The 15,904-nt window shown below is 65.9% G+C and carries 18 protein-coding genes; 10 read left to right on the top strand and 8 right to left on the bottom strand.

All coding sequences use genetic code 11. From position 1 onward, the window contains the following. Positions 1 to 31: 31 nt before the first annotated feature. Entirely contained in the window at positions 32 to 4,045 is a 4,014-nt protein-coding gene (locus tag RMR04_RS06570; RefSeq protein ID WP_410492205.1) for a Pls/PosA family non-ribosomal peptide synthetase, read from the bottom strand. A 270-nt stretch (positions 4,046 to 4,315) separates the two neighbouring features. After that, complete coding sequence (locus RMR04_RS06565; RefSeq protein ID WP_311913659.1) at positions 4,316 to 4,924, bottom strand: histidine phosphatase family protein; 609 nt, start codon at positions 4,922 to 4,924, stop codon at positions 4,316 to 4,318. A 139-nt stretch (positions 4,925 to 5,063) separates the two neighbouring features. Here RMR04_RS06565 and folP point away from each other — a divergent pair, with 139 nt between their 5' ends. From folP to RMR04_RS06545, 4 genes are all read left to right on the top strand, one after another. Continuing rightward, positions 5,064 to 5,921 carry a dihydropteroate synthase gene (folP, locus tag RMR04_RS06560; RefSeq protein ID WP_311913657.1) on the top strand — a complete coding sequence of 286 codons (858 nt, stop codon included), beginning with the start codon at positions 5,064 to 5,066 and terminating at the stop codon, positions 5,919 to 5,921. Beyond that, entirely contained in the window at positions 5,918 to 6,292 is a 375-nt protein-coding gene (gene folB / locus RMR04_RS06555) for a dihydroneopterin aldolase (protein ID WP_311913656.1), read from the top strand. Before folP ends, folB begins: the two co-directional genes overlap by 4 nt. Beyond that, positions 6,282 to 6,794, top strand: a complete 513-nt coding sequence (gene folK, locus RMR04_RS06550; RefSeq protein WP_311913655.1) for a 2-amino-4-hydroxy-6-hydroxymethyldihydropteridine diphosphokinase — start codon at positions 6,282 to 6,284, stop codon at positions 6,792 to 6,794. Before folB ends, folK begins: the two co-directional genes overlap by 11 nt. A 238-nt stretch (positions 6,795 to 7,032) precedes the next feature. After that, a complete protein-coding gene (locus tag RMR04_RS06545; RefSeq protein WP_311913654.1) occupies positions 7,033 to 7,524 on the top strand; it encodes a hypothetical protein in 492 nt (163 codons plus the stop codon). Between the two features lie 138 nt (positions 7,525 to 7,662). Here RMR04_RS06545 and RMR04_RS06540 read toward each other — a convergent pair whose 3' ends face one another. The 5 genes from RMR04_RS06540 to RMR04_RS06520 form a co-directional block, all read right to left on the bottom strand. Next, complete coding sequence (locus RMR04_RS06540; RefSeq protein ID WP_311913653.1) at positions 7,663 to 7,983, bottom strand: type II toxin-antitoxin system PemK/MazF family toxin; 321 nt, start codon at positions 7,981 to 7,983, stop codon at positions 7,663 to 7,665. Beyond that, a complete protein-coding gene (locus RMR04_RS06535) occupies positions 7,977 to 8,231 on the bottom strand; it encodes an AbrB/MazE/SpoVT family DNA-binding domain-containing protein (RefSeq protein WP_311913652.1) in 255 nt (84 codons plus the stop codon). The genes RMR04_RS06540 and RMR04_RS06535 overlap by 7 nt, the downstream gene beginning before the upstream one ends. Positions 8,232 to 8,306: 75 nt before the next feature. After that, on the bottom strand, positions 8,307 to 9,149 hold the full coding sequence (fabI, locus tag RMR04_RS06530) for an enoyl-ACP reductase FabI (protein ID WP_311913651.1): 843 nt from the start codon (positions 9,147 to 9,149) through the stop codon (positions 8,307 to 8,309). Between the two features lie 138 nt (positions 9,150 to 9,287). Next, a complete protein-coding gene (locus RMR04_RS06525) occupies positions 9,288 to 10,202 on the bottom strand; it encodes a DnaJ C-terminal domain-containing protein (RefSeq protein ID WP_311913650.1) in 915 nt (304 codons plus the stop codon). Positions 10,203 to 10,348: 146 nt separating this feature from the next. Beyond that, positions 10,349 to 10,810, bottom strand: a complete 462-nt coding sequence (locus tag RMR04_RS06520; RefSeq protein ID WP_311913648.1) for an RT0821/Lpp0805 family surface protein — start codon at positions 10,808 to 10,810, stop codon at positions 10,349 to 10,351. A gap of 126 nt (positions 10,811 to 10,936) precedes the next feature. Between RMR04_RS06520 and pdxH the strand changes: the two genes are divergently transcribed. The 6 genes from pdxH to RMR04_RS06490 all read left to right on the top strand — a co-directional run bounded on the left by pdxH (position 10,937) and on the right by RMR04_RS06490 (position 14,485). After that, on the top strand, positions 10,937 to 11,551 hold the full coding sequence (gene pdxH, locus RMR04_RS06515) for a pyridoxamine 5'-phosphate oxidase (RefSeq protein WP_311913647.1): 615 nt from the start codon (positions 10,937 to 10,939) through the stop codon (positions 11,549 to 11,551). A gap of 65 nt (positions 11,552 to 11,616) precedes the next feature. After that, a complete protein-coding gene (locus RMR04_RS06510; RefSeq protein WP_092168821.1) occupies positions 11,617 to 12,339 on the top strand; it encodes an SDR family NAD(P)-dependent oxidoreductase in 723 nt (240 codons plus the stop codon). Continuing rightward, entirely contained in the window at positions 12,336 to 12,833 is a 498-nt protein-coding gene (locus RMR04_RS06505) for an NUDIX hydrolase (protein ID WP_311913645.1), read from the top strand. Before RMR04_RS06510 ends, RMR04_RS06505 begins: the two co-directional genes overlap by 4 nt. Next, positions 12,830 to 13,258, top strand: a complete 429-nt coding sequence (locus tag RMR04_RS06500; protein ID WP_311913644.1) for a TIGR02301 family protein — start codon at positions 12,830 to 12,832, stop codon at positions 13,256 to 13,258. The genes RMR04_RS06505 and RMR04_RS06500 overlap by 4 nt, the downstream gene beginning before the upstream one ends. 184 nt (positions 13,259 to 13,442) lie before the next feature. Then, complete coding sequence (locus tag RMR04_RS06495) at positions 13,443 to 13,712, top strand: hypothetical protein (protein WP_069692920.1); 270 nt, start codon at positions 13,443 to 13,445, stop codon at positions 13,710 to 13,712. A gap of 182 nt (positions 13,713 to 13,894) precedes the next feature. Continuing rightward, positions 13,895 to 14,485 carry an acyloxyacyl hydrolase gene (locus RMR04_RS06490; protein ID WP_311913642.1) on the top strand — a complete coding sequence of 197 codons (591 nt, stop codon included), beginning with the start codon at positions 13,895 to 13,897 and terminating at the stop codon, positions 14,483 to 14,485. A 106-nt stretch (positions 14,486 to 14,591) separates the two neighbouring features. On the opposite strand, the gene RMR04_RS06485 is transcribed toward RMR04_RS06490, so the two are convergent. Beyond that, the gene (locus RMR04_RS06485; protein ID WP_311913641.1) at positions 14,592 to 15,869 is read right to left on the bottom strand and encodes an RNA polymerase sigma factor; all 1,278 of its coding nucleotides are present in this window, start codon (positions 15,867 to 15,869) and stop codon (positions 14,592 to 14,594) included. Positions 15,870 to 15,904: the final 35 nt, after the last annotated feature.

Here is a 15,904-nt window from a genome sequence, read left to right as displayed (position 1 = left end):
GAGCTATCGGAGGCCCTTTATCCCAGCGGCCTCAATGCCCCGCCGGCGCCTTCGCCGGCACCGCAGGAGCGCCCTCCCAGCGCGTATGCGCCGGCAGGTTTTCGCCCTTCATGATCACGGTCAAAAGGCCGATCTGGGCGTAGTCGCCGACATGGGTGTCATAGAGCACGGTCGCACCGGCACCGACGCAGACGCCCTTGCCGAGATGGACCCGGCCGACCTTCATGACACGATCCTCGTAGAGATGCGTCTGCAGGGCCGAGTGGGCGTTGATGGTGCAGAAATCGCCCATCTTGACGCAATCGAATTCGGTGATGTCGGTGGTGTCGAGCCAGCAGCCCTTGCCGAACTTGGCGCCGAACAGCATCAGGAACCAGGGCAGGAACGGCGTGCCGCGCAGATAATCGAACAGCACCTTGCCGCCCAACCCCCAATACAGCACCGCCACGGCCTCGGTGCGCATCGCCCACCACGACCACATCGGCTTCATCACCGGCCTGTAGACGCCCATCATCAGCCATTTGATCGCGGCGCAGATCAACGCCTGCGTGATCGCGATCAGTGTGGCGACAAAGGTGAAGGAGACGGCAAGGCCGAGCCAATCCTGATGGTTGATCTCACGCTGCAGTACGAGATCGACCGCGATCGTGCCGAAGGTGATGAACAGCATCGCCGGGAACGAGGTGTGGAACGCCTCGAAGATGCCGCGCGCGAACTGCTTGCGCAGCGACGGCTTATAGGTCCAGTCGGCGCCGAGATCGACCTTCTGGCGCGTCGGCAGGCGGATCGGCGGCGAGCCGAACCAGGTGTCGCCTGCTTGCATCAACTCATTGGCGGGCGGCTTCGACTTGATGCCGATCAGCACACGGTCAGGAATGACGGCGCCCGGCGGCACGACGGCATCGTTGCCGACGAAGACCTGATCGCCCGTCCGGGTCATGTCGAGACGCATATAGCCGCGCCGCATGTCCTCGTCGCCAAAGACGACCTCGTCGGCGATGAAATTGCCGGCGCCGATGCCGGTGAGATCATAGCGGCCCGAGAGGTTGGTCGAGATTTCGGCGCCCTGGCCGATGCGCGCACCCATGATGCGGTACCAGGCCCGCATATAGATCGTCGCAAACAGCGAGGACAGCGTCTCCAGCGTCACCTCGGTCGCCAGCGCCACGGTCCATTTGCGGGCGTAGAAGCCGGAATGGATCGAGTATGAGCCCGAGGTCACGCGCGGCAGGATCACCCAGCGCAGCCCCGCCATCAGCAGCACAGTGAAGGCGATTAGCCCGATCGCGGTCGGCCAGGTCAGGAGCGGCAGGTACCAGAGATAGCTGATCTCGGACCAGCTCGCGACCCAGTCGTCGATCTGGTCGAACAGCCAGAAGGCCGGGAAGATCGGCAGCAGGCTGACCGGCGGCAGCACGATCAGCATGGCGACATAGAAGGCCGTCATCGCGGCGCGCCGGCGGGTGCTGGCCTGCGCCTGCGGCGGCAGCGAGGCGAGATCGACCATGCCGGTCTTGCGCGCGGGCGTGCCGTCCCAGATCTCGGCCTCGCCGACATGGGTCCGGGGCGGGATCGCGCTCAAATCGCAGATCTCGGCATGGTCGCCGATGACGCTGCCATGACCGAACACGACGGAGGCGCCGGCCGACACGTCCTTGCCGATGCTGATCCGACCGATGATCAGCTTGTCGCCCATCGCCTCACCATTAGCGAAGGTGGTCTTGGAGCCGAGTGCGGTGCCCTCGCCGATCTCGATCAGGTCGATCGCGCCGGCCTCATAATCCGAGATGATGACGTCGCGGCCGACCTTGGCGCCGAGCAGGCGCCAGTAGAACCGCATCACCGGCGTGCCCTGGAGCCATTTGATGTGCACGAGCCCGGCGACGCGCGCCGCGAACCACCAGCGGAAATAATAGACGCCCCAGAGCGGATAGACGCCGGGCTTGGTCCGGCCGAGCACGATCCATTTCAGCGCGATCGCGATCAGCCCGGTCACGATGGTGATCGCGACATAGACGCCGAGCAGCGCGAAGATCTGGCCGAGCAGCGACAGATCCTCGCCCGACATGATCATGTAGGTGACGAAGATGCCGAGCCATTGCGCGGTCGACAGGCCGATGATGACCGGCAGCACCGCGGCCTGGGCGAGGCCGCAGAGGAAGCGCCGCAGGAGCGGCGGAGGCGTGAAGGAGAGATCCTCGACCTCGGCGATACCGCGCCCGTCGAGCAGTGCCGCCATGCCGCGCAACGTGCGCGCGCCATAGACATCCTGCAGCGTGATGCCGGCATAGGCCGGCGTCTCGCGCACGATCGAGATAAAGCGCGCGGCCAGCAACGAGTGACCGCCGAGATCCATGAAAAAATCGGCGTCGAGCGGCAGGCTTGCCGCGCCCAGCACACGCTTGGCGGCGTCCAGCAGCGCCGCTTCCGTCGCGTTGCGCGGCGGCTCCTGCTCACCGGCCGCGCTCGGCGCCGTCAGCGGCGCCGCCTTGAGCATCTTGCGGTCGACCTTGCCGGAGACCATGCGCGGCAGCGAGCCCACAGCCTCGAAATGCGCCGGCACCATGTAGGGCGGCAGCTTGTCGCGCAGCGCCGCGCGCAAGGCGGCGCCGTCGACCGCCACGCCGGGCTCGGCCACGACGAAGGCGACGAGCCGTTCGATCTCGTCATCGGTGCGCAGCACCACGGCGGCCTGACTGACGCCCGGCTCGTCGGCGAGCTTCGACTCGATTTCACCGAGTTCGACCCGGAAGCCGCGGATCTTGATCTGATCGTCGATGCGGCCGTGGAAGACGATATTGCTGTCGGCATCAAGACTGACCGCATCGCCGGAGCGATAGAGCACCGGGTCGTCGATCCCGCCGAAGGGATTGGCGATGAATTTCTCGGCCGTCAGCTCGGGGCGGCCATGATAGCCCTTGGCGACGCCGGGACCACCGATCAGCAATTCGCCCTGCTCGCCGGGACCGACCAGTTGCATCGCCTCGTTGACGATATAGGCGGTGTAGTTGGCGATCGGCTGCCCGATCGTCACGACCTCGCCCGGACGGACCTCGGCCGCGGTCGCAACCACGGTCGCCTCGGTCGGGCCATAGGTGTTGAGAATGCGCCGGCCCGGCTTCGACCATTTCTGGACGATAGCCGGCGGCAACGCCTCGCCGCCGAGCAGGATCAGCCTGAGCGAAGGCACGTCCGAGGGCAGGATGCCGAGCAGGGTCGGCACCGTGTCGATCACCGTCACGCCGGCCTCTGTCAGCAGGGCCGGGAGTTTTTCCGCGTCGCCCATGGTCTCGGGGCTCGCGACATAGAGAGCCGCCCCCACCAGATAAGGCGTCCAGATCTCTTCCATCGACAGGTCGAAGGCGACCGAAGCGCCCTGGAACACGACGTCATCGGGACTGATGCCGTAGAAGGCGTTCCCCGAGCGCAGGAAATGGCAGATGTTGCGATGGCTGATGACGATCGCCTTGGGCGTGCCCGTCGAGCCGGAGGTGTAGATCAGATAGGCTGGGTGGTCCTTGGTCAGGCCGACTGCGCGCCCCGGCATCTCGACGCCATCGTCGCGGGCCGCCAGATCCGCGGGGCTCCAGACGATGCGGCCCGTGGCCGCCGCCCTGCCCTGCCATTCCGCTGTGGTGACGAGGCCCTTGGCCTCGGCGTCCTTCAGGCAAACGGCAATGCGTTCGACCGGTGCCTCGGCATCGAACGGCACCCAGGCAGCCCCCGAGCGAGTGATCGCGATCTGCGCGATCAGGAGATCGATGCCACGCGGCATCCACAGGCCGACCATATCGCCGGGACCGACGCCCGCAAAAGCCAGGCCCCGCGCCTGCCGCCCGGCAGCGGCCCAGACCTCGGCATAGCTCAGGCTCCGCGCGCCATCGCGCAGGGCCGTCTCGCCGCCGCGCGCTGCGACGGTCGCGGCGAAGATCTCGCCCAGCACCTCGTCTCGGATCAGGTCCGGGCGCTTCTCGCCCGCCAAAGCCGCGAGCGGCTGTGCGCCCATCACGGCTGTTTTTGCCGACAAATTGCTGATGTCGTTCATTGCGCCCCGCTGCGCTCAGAACCACGACATCCCGGAGCGAGGCGGAAAGCACCCTCGAACCAGGCACTCGCACCCCTGCGACGCACCTTCATAAAAACACGGGCGAGCCACACCCCCCGATGCGCTCTTCCCGCTGTGCCTTCCGGCCGAGCATGCCACCGCCGCACGAAACTGGCTTAGCAGAACGACCTTGCCAAACCATGACTGAACCCGTGATGAACGCTTCGGTTCCCCACGCTACCGCTACGGCAGCCTAGTCCAGCAGCCCTGTTAGAGCCAGTCGGCCTGATTGCCCGACACCACCAGGATCTTGCCCTGCCAGATATCGACGAGCGCGGCCTTCTGCGGCGACACCGCCCCAACCAGCGCCAACACGGCGCGCGCGATGCCGCCATGGCTGACGATGACCGTCTCGCGCTGCAGCTCCTCCAGCACGGGCCTGATGCGCTCGGCGAGCATCCGGTAGCTCTCGCCGCCTGGCGGGACGAAACCCCATTTGTCGCGCTCGCGCATCTGCGCCTGTTCGCGCTCGCTCTTGCGGATCTCGCGCCAGGTGAAGCCTTCCCAATCGCCGAAGGTCAGCTCGCGCAGGCGCTCGTCGATGCGGTAGGCCCCGGGCTCCAGCTGCAATTGGCCGCGCAGGATATCCATGGTCTCGCGCGCCCGCTCCATCGGCGAGGCAATGTAGTCGAGCGCCGCGAAATCCGGCGCCAGGGTCTTCAGTCGCTCGGCCGCCTCCGCGGCCTGCGTCCGCCCCAAAGCGTTGAGCGGAATATCCTGGGCGCCCTGCAGGCGGCCTTCGCGATTCCACTCGGTTTCGCCGTGGCGAATGAGAATGAGCCGTTGCGGGAGCGTGATCGAGACCATGTGGGGGCTCATGCACGCTGGCGCTTTGCCCGTCAAAGTCCCTCGCGGGCGGCGGTCATGCGTCGCGGCCATGGCAAGCGCCGTCGCTTTCTGTTGGCCGAGGCCCGATGCGCCGTATATAGGCGGCTCTTCGCTGCTGCAGCAGGTTCGAATGTCCCTGGCTCTCACCTTGCCCGATGGCCACAGCCTCGCCCTTGATGCGAGGCCGCTCATCATGGGCATCGTCAACATCACGCCCGATTCCTTCTCCGATGGCGGCCTGCTCGCCAATGCGGAGGAGGCGATCGCGCATGGCCTCACTTTGGCGATGGAGGGAGCCGCCATCATCGATGTCGGCGGGGAATCGACCCGGCCGGGCCATGCCGCGATCGATGCCGCGACCGAGATCGCGCGGGTGCGGCCCGTGGTCGCGGGTCTCGCCAACGCGCTTTCGCTGCCGGTCTCGATCGACACCTGGAAGGCCGAAGTTGCCGAGGCCGCGCTGAGCGCGGGTGCGGCCATCGTCAACGATGTCTGGGGCGCGCAGCGCGAGCCCGCCATCGCCGAAGTCGCGGCGCGCTATGGCGCGCCCATGATCCTGATGCACAACCGCGACACGGTCGATCCCGACATCGACATCTTCGACGACGTGCTACGCTTCCTGGAGCGCTCCATCGCCATCGCCACCTTAGCCGGAGTGCCGCACAGCCAGATCGTCGTCGATCCCGGCATCGGCTTCGGCAAGGCGCCAGTGCAGAACCTCGCCTTGATCCGTGATCTCAGCCGCCTGAAGGAACTGGGCTGCCCGATCCTGCTCGGGGCCTCGCGCAAATCGATGATCGGCCAGATCACCGGCCAGAAGGTCGCCGCCGAGCGCGTCGCCGGCAGCATCAGCAGCCATCTCTATGGCGTCTCGCAAGGCGCGGCCATCATCCGCGCCCATGATGTGCGCGCCCATACCGAGGCGCTCCAAGTCTGGGCCGCCATCGCCAATTCCGCCAGCCTGAACACCGCAAAGGGCGCCCCGTGAGCGAAACCGGCAGCATTCTGATCGAGAAGCTCGATATCTACGCCTATCACGGCTTCTTCTCGGAGGAGGAGCGGCTCGGGCAGCGCTTCACGCTCGACCTCCTGCTGGAGACCGACCTGCGCTCCTCGGCGATCAGCGACAGCCTCGCCGACACGGTGAATTACGGCAAGGTCGTGGGTGTGGTGACGGAAGCCTTCACCGCCAAGCGCTTCAACCTCCTGGAAGCAGCGGCGCGCGCCGTGGCGATGGCAGTGCTCGACGGCTTTCCCCCGGTGAGCCGCGTCGAGGTCACCCTGCGCAAGCCCGCCCCGCCGATCCACGCCACGCTCGCCAGCGTCGGCATCAAGCTGAGCTACCGGCGTGGCGATTGAGGCTGCACTCGGGCTCGGCGGCAATCTCGGCGATCCGGTCGCGGCTTTTGCAGCGGCGCTGAAAGCCCTCGCCGCGCATCCCAGGATCAGGCTGGGGACGATCTCCTCGGTCTACCGGACGCCGCCCTGGGGGCGGCTCGACCAGCCGGAATTCCTCAACATGGCCGCGCTGATCGAAACCAGCCTGCCGGCGATCGAGTTGCTCGCCCTCGTCCTCGACATCGAGAAGCGGCAAGGTCGCGAGCGCCTCGAGCGCTGGGGCCCGCGCACGCTCGACATCGACATTCTGAGCTATGGCGATGACGAGATCGACCAGCCCGGCCTGCAGGTGCCGCATCCGCGCCTGGCCGAGCGCGCCTTCGCCCTGGCGCCGCTGGCGGAGATCGCGCCCATGTTGGCGCTCAGTGGCCAGACCGCAGCCAAGCTCCGCGACAAGCTCGCCGACCCTACCGTCAGGCAGGACGCGGAGGCGACCGAACGCTTGGAGCGCGCGCTGGACTAGGCCGGAAGCAAATCACCCCGCCACTTGCTCGCAATCGCGGCAAGGTCTCGGTTCGCCAGCGTTGGTCGCGGCCCGGTTCCTGAACAATGCGACGCTCGGCGCGAGCCTTTTCGGCCCTTAGGTTAATTAACCGTTATCGAAAGTGAGCACGCACCAAACGTTGCGTCATCTCGATCATCGGCGCAGAGAAAAAAGCGCTGCAGGCGACAAGTCGGAGCCTGGCTTGAAAGAACCTACCATGACACGCGCTCGTCCCCTCGCCGCCGTCGTCGCCGCGCTTCTCATGATCGCGCCGGCGTTTGCGAAAAACTTCGCGGTCCCGACCAAGAACCCGGCCGTGACCATCACCGTTCCGAACGACTGGAAGACCCAGGAGATCGACTACGGCTATTCCGCCCGTCCGCAGGATGAGTCGGTGTTCTTCTCGGTCGAGTTTGCCGATGCGCGCAACATCGACAAGATGCTCGCCAACAACGATGCCTGGATGAAGGACAACAAGATCAAGAAGGTCGAGCCGATCAAGGCCGAGGCGCCCTTGAACGGCATTCCGGCCACGATCTTCCAGTACCGCACCACGGACGGCAACGGCCCGACGAAGGTCGACTTCATCCTGCTGCCCGCCGGCGAAAACCGCATGATCATGCTGACGGTCTGGGGCTCCGACGAGGAGCGCGAGTCGCATGGCAAGGAACTCGACGCGATCTTCGGAAGCATCAAGGCGATCAACTGAACGCCATTCCGCAAACGCTAGAGCCGGATGATTTCAGATGGCATCACAGAGTGATTTCATCTGAAATCATCCGGCTCTCATCAAAAAATTAGAGCAGGATCAACGGGAAAAACGGTTCCCACTTTTTTCGCATCCTGCCTAGTCTTCGTAGGTTTCCCGCAGGATCTGCAGTACGCGGCTCAAGACCGGCCCCGGCACTTGACCGAGACGCTTGACGAGACGGCGCTTGTCGAGCGCCCGCACCTGTTCGGTCAGGACGAGGCCATCTTTCTCGTCGAAGCGCAACGGAACGCGATAGGGAGCCGGCCGACTCGCGGACGTCATCGGCGCAACGGTCACGGTTCGCAGATGATCGTTGATCTCGTTCGGCGAGATCACCAGACAGGACCGCGTTTTTCGGATCTCGCTCCCGATTGTGGGATCCAGCGTCGCGAGCCAGACCTCGCCACGCTTCACCATTTCAGTTCGGCATCGTCATCATTGGCGAACTCGGGCCAGACCAGCCCGTCATCGCCTTCCGCAGCAAGCTGCCGCGAAGCCTCGGCCCAGCCGGCACGTGGCGCATTGACGGCCAGCTGCATGATGATCCGTCCATTCTCGACGGTCAGATCGATGCTGTCGCCGGCCTTGGCGCCGATCTCCGCGAGCATGGGCTTGGGGATCAGAATGCCTGCCGAATTTCCGATCTTCTTGAGAGAACTATGCATGACACGCCTCCAACGCCGAAAATAATATCCGGTCGGCGGCGACGTTACAACAAAGTTACAACGAAAATCGCCCGCTCACTCGCTGCGTTCGAGTGAGATGTCAGGCGCAGTCGGCACCTTCATGCCGACGACATGATAGCCCGCATCGACATGCAGGATCTCGCCGGTGATGCCGCGCGACATGTCGGAGACCAGGAAGACGGCGGTCTCGCCGACCTCCTCGATCGTCACGGTGCGGCGTAGCGGCGAGTTGTATTCGTTCCAGCGAAGGATGTAGCGGAAGTCGCCGATGCCCGACGCCGCCAGCGTCTTGATCGGCCCCGCCGAGATCGCGTTGACGCGAATCTTCGAGGGGCCGAGATCGGCGGCGAGATATTGCACGCTCGCCTCGAGCGCTGCCTTGGCGACGCCCATGACGTTGTAATGCGGCATCCACTTCTCGGCGCCGTAATAGGTCAGCGTCAGCATGGCGCCGCCATCGCTCATCAGCTTCTCCGCGCGCTGCGTCACGGCGGTGAAGGAGTAGCAGGAGATCAGGAGCGACTTGGTGAAGTTCGCCTCGCTGGTCTCGACATAGCGGCCGGTCAATTCGTCCTTGTCGGAGAAGGCGATGCAGTGGACGACGAAGTCGAGCTTGCCCCAAAGCTTCTCGACCTCGGCGAAGACGGCGTCGATCGAGGCCGAATCAGTGACGTCGCAATGGCCGACGACATGGCCGCCGAGCTCCTTCGCCAGCGGCTCGACGCGCTTCTTCAGCGCATCGCCCTGATAGGTGAAGGCGAGTTCCGCGCCGGCATCGGCGGCGGCCTTGGCGATGCCCCAGGCGATCGAGCGGTTGTTGGCGACACCCATCACGAGGCCGCGCTTGCCCTTGAGCAGATTGGCGGTCGGGAGGGCGGCGGTGATGGCGTCAGGCATCGGAGACCCTGGAACGAAACAAAAGGAGGGGTCTCTTAGAACATGACGCCGAAAAGTGGAAACCGGTTTTCGACAGTTGCGGCGCTTCGATGGCCGGGCAAGCCCGGGCACTCTCGTAAAGAGCGCGAGCGCAACCGCTTACGTCGTGCGCGCCTTCATCAGCGCAGTCAGCTCGGCGTCCGATTCCGGCATCTCGATGTCGATGGCGACGAAGAGGTCGCCGACTGCGCCCTTCTCCCCCTTCAGCCCCTTGCCACGCAGGCGGAACTGCCGGGTCGTGCCGGTCAGGGGCGGAATCGTCATCTCGACCGCGCCCGTCAGCGTCGGCACATGCAGCGGGCCGCCAAGCACCGCCTTGGCGAGCGGCACCGGCACGCGGGTGCGCAGATCATTACCCTCGACCGTGAAGCGCGGATCGGGCTTGACCTTGATCGTCATCATCACGTCGCCGGCCTCGCCCGAATGCGGGTCGACTTGGCCGAGGCCGCGCAGGCGCATGACCTTGCCGTCGGCGACGCCCTCGGGAATCGTGACCTCGACCTCGCGCCCGCCCGGCAGCCTGACGCGGCGCGGCGCGCCCGCCACCGCCTGCGCCAGCGTCACCTCCAGCGTAAAACTCTGCTCCGGCGGCTTCTGCGCCTCCGGCTTAGCCCGGGCGCCACGCCGCGCCGCATCTCCGAAGAGCGAGCCGAAGATATCGGCCGGATCAAAACCGGCATCATGCCCGCCACGCCCGAAGGGCTGGCCGCCGCCCTGGCCGAAATTGAATTCAAAGCCGCCCGCGCGGCCGCCGCGTCCGGCGCCCATCCCCTCGAAACCAGCGAATTTGGGCTTGCCCTCAGCATCGATCTCGCCACGGTCGAACTGCTTGCGCTTGGCCTCGTCGCCGAGGATCTCATAGGCGCCGTTGAGTTCGGCGAAGCGGTCCTGCGCCTTGGGATCGTCCTGGTTGCGGTCGGGATGCAGATCCTTGGCTCGCTTCCGGTAAGCCTTCTTGATCTCGTCCTCTTTGGCCGACCGGGCGACGCCCAGAATCTGATACGGATCGCGCATTCATAAACCCCATTCGCACGACTGAAGACGCCAGGCGTCCGTGTGCCGCCAGCAGCCTTCCGCCAATAACCCGATATCTGGGAATGGTGTGGCCTGAACGCAACATCCCGCGCAAAGATCGCGATCGAGGATCGTCCGCCCGCCGCTCAGGTCAGGCCTTTCCAGGGCTGGACGTCCTTGACGGCCCAGTCGCCGCCCGAGGGACGACACGCCGTGCCTTGCAGCTTGGCCGGCTTGGTTTGCGTCTGGACGCTGGCGATAAAGGCGCGGCAGATCTCGTCGGAACGCAGAAACGGGCCACCGACCGGGATGAAGGAGCCCTTGATGCCGCTCTGGGGATTGTCCCAGGACACCGCCGCGCCGTTGCCCTGTGGGTCGAGTGCCACGGCCATCGCGCCATCGGCCCGGCGCATGTCCTCAGGTCCTAGATCGGAGGCGAGCGAGGTGAGCGCTCCGCCCTTAGTGGGGCTCTGGATCGGCGGGATCGAGGATGTCGTGGCGACCTCGTCCTCGCTCTTCGAAGACAATCCCAGGATCGGGAACGAGACCGAGCAGCCGCCGCCGAACAGAGCCAGCCCGAGCGCCCCGCCGACCATGACCGAACGCATGGATGCATAGCGCGCAGGAGGGCTTTGGATCGCCCCCGCCGCTGCCCTATACAGACTTGCTCTCACATCCCAAATCACAGATCGCGCTCGCCCGACGCCTACCTAGAACCAGCAAGGATTAAGCACGTGGAACGGTTAACGACCGGTGACTTCACCCAGGCGGATGAGCCATTCGCTCTGTTCCATGACTGGCTGCAGGAGGCGACGAAGTCCGAGCCGAACGATCCCACCGGCATGGCGCTGTCGAGCGTCGACGCCGACGGCATGCCCAATAGCCGCATGGTGCTGCTGAAGGGCTATGATGCGGACGGCTTCGTCTTCTACACCAACACCGAAAGCCAGAAGGGGCAGGAGCTGCTCGGCCAGGGCAAGGCGGCCGCGCTCTTCCACTGGAAGAGCCTGCGGCGGCAGGTCCGGATTCGCGGCCCGGTTTCGCTGGTGACGGAGGCCGAGGCCGACGCCTATTTCCAGTCGCGTCCGCGCGACAGCCGCATCGGCGCCTGGGCCTCGCAGCAGTCACGCCCCCTGGAGAGCCGCTTTGCGCTGGAGAAGGCGGTCGCGAGCTATGCTGCGAAATTCGGCTTGGGCACGATCCCGCGGCCACCGCATTGGACCGGCTTCCGGATCGAGCCCGTCTATATCGAGTTCTGGCGCGACGGCGCATTCCGTCTGCATGATCGCGTCGTGTTCCGCCGCCCCTCGGCAGCCGAGCCCTGGTCGCGTACGCGCCTCTACCCCTGAGGATAGTCTCCATGGCGATGCCAAAATTCGATTTTCCCAAGACCGAGGCCGGCAAGCGCCCGGTCATGCTGCTGACAGGCGCCAGCCGTGGCATCGGCCATGCGACCGTGATGCAGTTCGCCATGGCAGGTTGGCGCATCCTGTCCTGCTCGCGCCAGGCCTTTTCCGACAAATGCCCCTGGCCCTCGGGCGCCGCCGATCACGTCCAGATCGATCTCGGCGACCCCGAAGACACGATGCGCGGCATCGCCGAGATCAAGAAGCGATTGGCCGCCGAGGGCGGCAAGCTCAACGCGCTGGTCAACAATGCCGGGATCTCGCCCAAAGGACCCAAGGGCGCGCGGCTGGGCGCCGCGACGACGTCCTTCAACGACTGGCACCAGGTCTTCCAGGTCAATTTCTTCGCGCCGATCATGCTGGCGCGCGGCCTGCTCGACGAATTGACGACGGCCAAGGGCGCGATCGTCAACGTGACCTCGATCGCCGGCTCCCGCGTCCACCCCTTCGCGGGCGCGGCTTACGCCACCTCCAAGGCCGCGCTCGCCAGCCTGACCCGCGAGATGGCAGCCGATTTCGGGCCGCTCGGCATTCGGGTCAATTCGATTTCACCGGGTGAAATCGATACCGCCATCCTCTCGCCCGGCACGGAGAAGATCGTCGCGACCTTGCCGCTGCAGCGCCTCGGCAAGACCGACGAGGTCGCCAAGGCGATCTATTTCCTCTGCACCGACTCCTCGAGCTATGTCACGGGCTCCGAGCTCCACATTAATGGCGGGCAGCACGTGTGACGGGAGATAGCGGCCAGGTCATCCGGTTTCCAGCAGTCGGCAAGGCGCCGGCAAGGCCGGTTCTGGCGGCCTCCGTCGCCGTATTCCGCGACGGCAAGGTCCTGCTGGCGACGCGGACCAAGCCACCGGCCGACCAGCTCTGGTCGCTGCCGGGCGGTAAGGTCGAGCCCGGCGAGACCCTGGAAGAAGCCGCCTTGCGCGAGCTCGAGGAGGAGGTCGGCGTCAAGGCGCGCATCCTCGGCTTCAACCGCCATGTCGAGATCTTCGGCCGCGACGCCAAGGGCGGCGTCACGCATCATTTTGTCGTCGCCTCCTTCGTCGGCGAATGGCTCTCGGGCGAGCCGACGACCGGGCCGGAGGCCGGCGCCGTGATGTGGGCCGATCCGCTGCACCTTGGCGGCTTGCCGACGACGCGCGAACTCGGCGACGTCCTCAGGCGCGCCCGTGCCTTGCTGGACGAGGCCTTGTTGCACGATGCCGGGCGCGGCCCGTGAGGCGGGGCGCGGTCCTGGCACTGGCGCTCATAGTCGCGCTTTCGCTTGGCGAGGCTGCCGCGCAGACGCAACGCCCTGCCGCAAACGCGCCCAAGCCCACGACTGAGCCGGGCGAGCCACCACCCCCGCCTTACGAGCCGCAGCTCCTGAGCTTGGCCGAGATCATGGGTTCGCTCGCCTATCTGCGCACCCTTTGCGCCGGCAAGGAGGCGCAGGATTGGCTGGTGCGCATGACCGCGCTGCTCGACACTGAGGGCCGCACGCCGCAGCGCCGCGAGCGCCTGACCAGCGCTTATAACCGCGGCTTCCGCGCCTATTCGGCGACGCATCGCGCCTGTACCGACGGCAGCCAGGAGGCGTCAGTGCGTCTGGCAAGCGAAGGCGAACGCCTCGCCCGGCTTCTTGCAGGCCGCTATGGCGGGTAGATACAGCTCGACCAGCCGGCTCTTAACCACAAACTCTCGCGGCTGCGTTAACCTTTCTTAAAGGGGATGGTGGCCGGGCAAGCCGGCTTTGCGTATGACTATACGTCTGTCGATGGCACGGATTCTCCCGCAAGGGGGACTTCGCGCCGCATGTTCAGGTCCAAGCCGCAGAGTCTCCGCCTCGATGTCGACTTTTCCAGACGATCTGCCGCTCGACCCCACCCTGGGCGAGGACCGTAGCGACGCAAGACGCGTCGCCTATGGCTATGTCGAGGACGCCTTCAACGAAGCGCAGCAGGACGGGCTCGACAGCGACGCACTGGCCCATGCCGCCCTCTTCGCCGCCTTCCGCACGCTGGTCGAGACCTATGGCGAGGAGGCCACCGCCGTCTTCGCCGAAGCGCTGCCGGGCAAGGTGCGCGGCGGCGCCTTCACCAGCGGCACCCGGCACTAACCCATCCGCTTAGAAGCTGCCTGGCGATCTGCCTTGCCCCGCAGCAAGCCTTTGCTGGGACTGCAGCACAACTGCAACTCTGTCGAAAAAGTTGAAACTGAGCCGCCACAAGCGTGTTTTCCCGCGAATCGCCGTTGTCTAAAGAAGGCAGACAGGGGCCGTTTCGATTAGGGTAGCTCAGCATGCGTATTGCTACGCTTTGCCTATTGTCGCTCTTTTGCCTGCTTTCCGGCCTGACGATGGAAGTCCAGGCGGCCGATGTGGTCGCGCTGGCGCCGGTCTTGCCCTCTCTGGCGCGGGACATCTGGATTTCCGAGATTCGGGGCGGCGCCTATCTGCATGATCCGACCAGCCCCGAGAGCGGCTCCGTCGACATCAATCTCGAGGTCCTCTCGATAAAGCCGTTCCTGCCGAGCGATCCGGTTCTGGCGCTGCTGGTTCCGCGCTTCCATCTCGGAGGCTCGCTCAACACGGCCGGCAAGACCAGCCATGTCTATGGCGGCCTGACCTGGACCTTCGACATCACCCCGAAACTCTTCGTCGAGGGCGCCTTCGGCCTTGCCTTCCACAATGGCGATACCGGCCGCTTCGTGCCGGTGGGCCACGCCGCGCTCGGCTGCACGCCGCTGCTGCGCGAGGCCGGCTCGCTCGGCTATCGCCTCGACGCCAATTGGACGGTGATGGCGACGGTCGAGCACATGTCCAATGCCGGCCTCTGCAACGCCAATCGCGGCCTCACCAATTACGGACTCAAGCTGGGCTATATTTTCTAGAGCGTTTTCGAGCGAAGTGGATACCGGTTCGCGTGAAGAAAACGCGTAAAAACAAAGAGCTAGAGCGATTGAGCGATTGAGCGATCCAATTGGATCGGGAACTGCTCTAGTCCAGAGCAGCCGCGCTGCGCGCCGTCGTGGCGCGCGCCTCCATCAGCGCGCGTTCCTTGGCGTTGCGCGTCAATGTGACAGCGCGCTCGAAGGCCGCCGCCGCCTCGCCATGCCGCCCGAGCTTGGCCAGCAGATCCCCGCGCACGCTCGGCAGCAGATGATACCCGCGCAGCGCCGGCTCGACGGCCAGAGCATCGACCAACGCCAGCCCTGCCTCCGGCCCCTCCGCCATCGAGACCGCGACGGCCCGGTTGAGCTCGACGATCGGCGACGGGTTGATCGCGGCGAGCACGGCATAGAGCGCGGCGATTCGACGCCAGTCCGTGTCCTCGGCCTTGCGCGCCCGGGCATGGCAGGCCGCCAGCGCCGCCTGCAGCAGGTAAGGGCCGGGCGTCGCGCCGGCGAGCTTTTGCGCCCGCTCCAGCGCCTTGAGCCCGCGCCCGATCAGGAGCTGGTCCCAGCGGGCGCGATTCTGGTTGAGCAGCAGGATCAGCTCGCCGTTCGGCCCGGTGCGAGCACGCAGCCGCGAGGCCTGCAATTCCATCAGGGCGACGAGGCCATGCACCTCCGGCTCCAGCGGCGCGCGCTCGGCCAGGATGCGGCCGAGCCGCATCGCCTCCTCGCATAGCGCCGGCCGGACCCAGTCATTGCCTGCGGTCGCAGCGTAGCCTTCGTTGAAGATCAGATAGACCACCTCCAGAACCGAAGCGAGGCGCTGCGCCAGTTCGGCGCCATGAGGCACCTCGAAAGGCACGCGCGCATCGGCCAGCGCCTTCTTGGCCCGCACCAGGCGCTGCGCCATGGTCGGCTCCGGCACGAGGAAGGCGCGTGCGATCTCCTCCGTCGTTAGCCCGCCGAGCAGCCTCAGCGTCAGCGCAAGCCTGGCCTCCGTCGAGAGCACCGGATGGCAGGCGGTGAAGATCAGGCGCAGCAGATCGTCGCCGACCTCGTCGTCGAGCGCGGCGTCGAGGTCCGGCATCGCCAGCGCATCGGCCTCGCTGTCGTGGCCGAGTTCCTCATGCTTGCGCTGAAGCAGCTTGTCACGGCGGATCATGTCGATGGCGCGGTGCTTGGCCGCCTGCATCAGCCAGGCGCCGGGATTGCGCGGAACGCCCTCCTGCGGCCATTGCGCCAGCGCCGCGACCAGAGCGTCCTGCGCCAGCTCCTCGGCGCGCCCGATATCGCGGGTCAGGCGCACAAGTCCCGCGATCAGCTTCGCGGCCTCGATCCTGAAGACCGTCTCGATGGCGCGGTGTGTATCGCTCGCCGACATGACGGGCGATACACATCATCAGCGGGCTCCTCTGG

It is taken from the genome of Bosea sp. 685 (assembly GCF_031884435.1).
In the GTDB taxonomy this organism is placed as follows: Bacteria; Pseudomonadota; Alphaproteobacteria; order Rhizobiales; family Beijerinckiaceae; genus Allobosea.
This window is presented reverse-complemented; position numbering and strand designations above follow the sequence as displayed.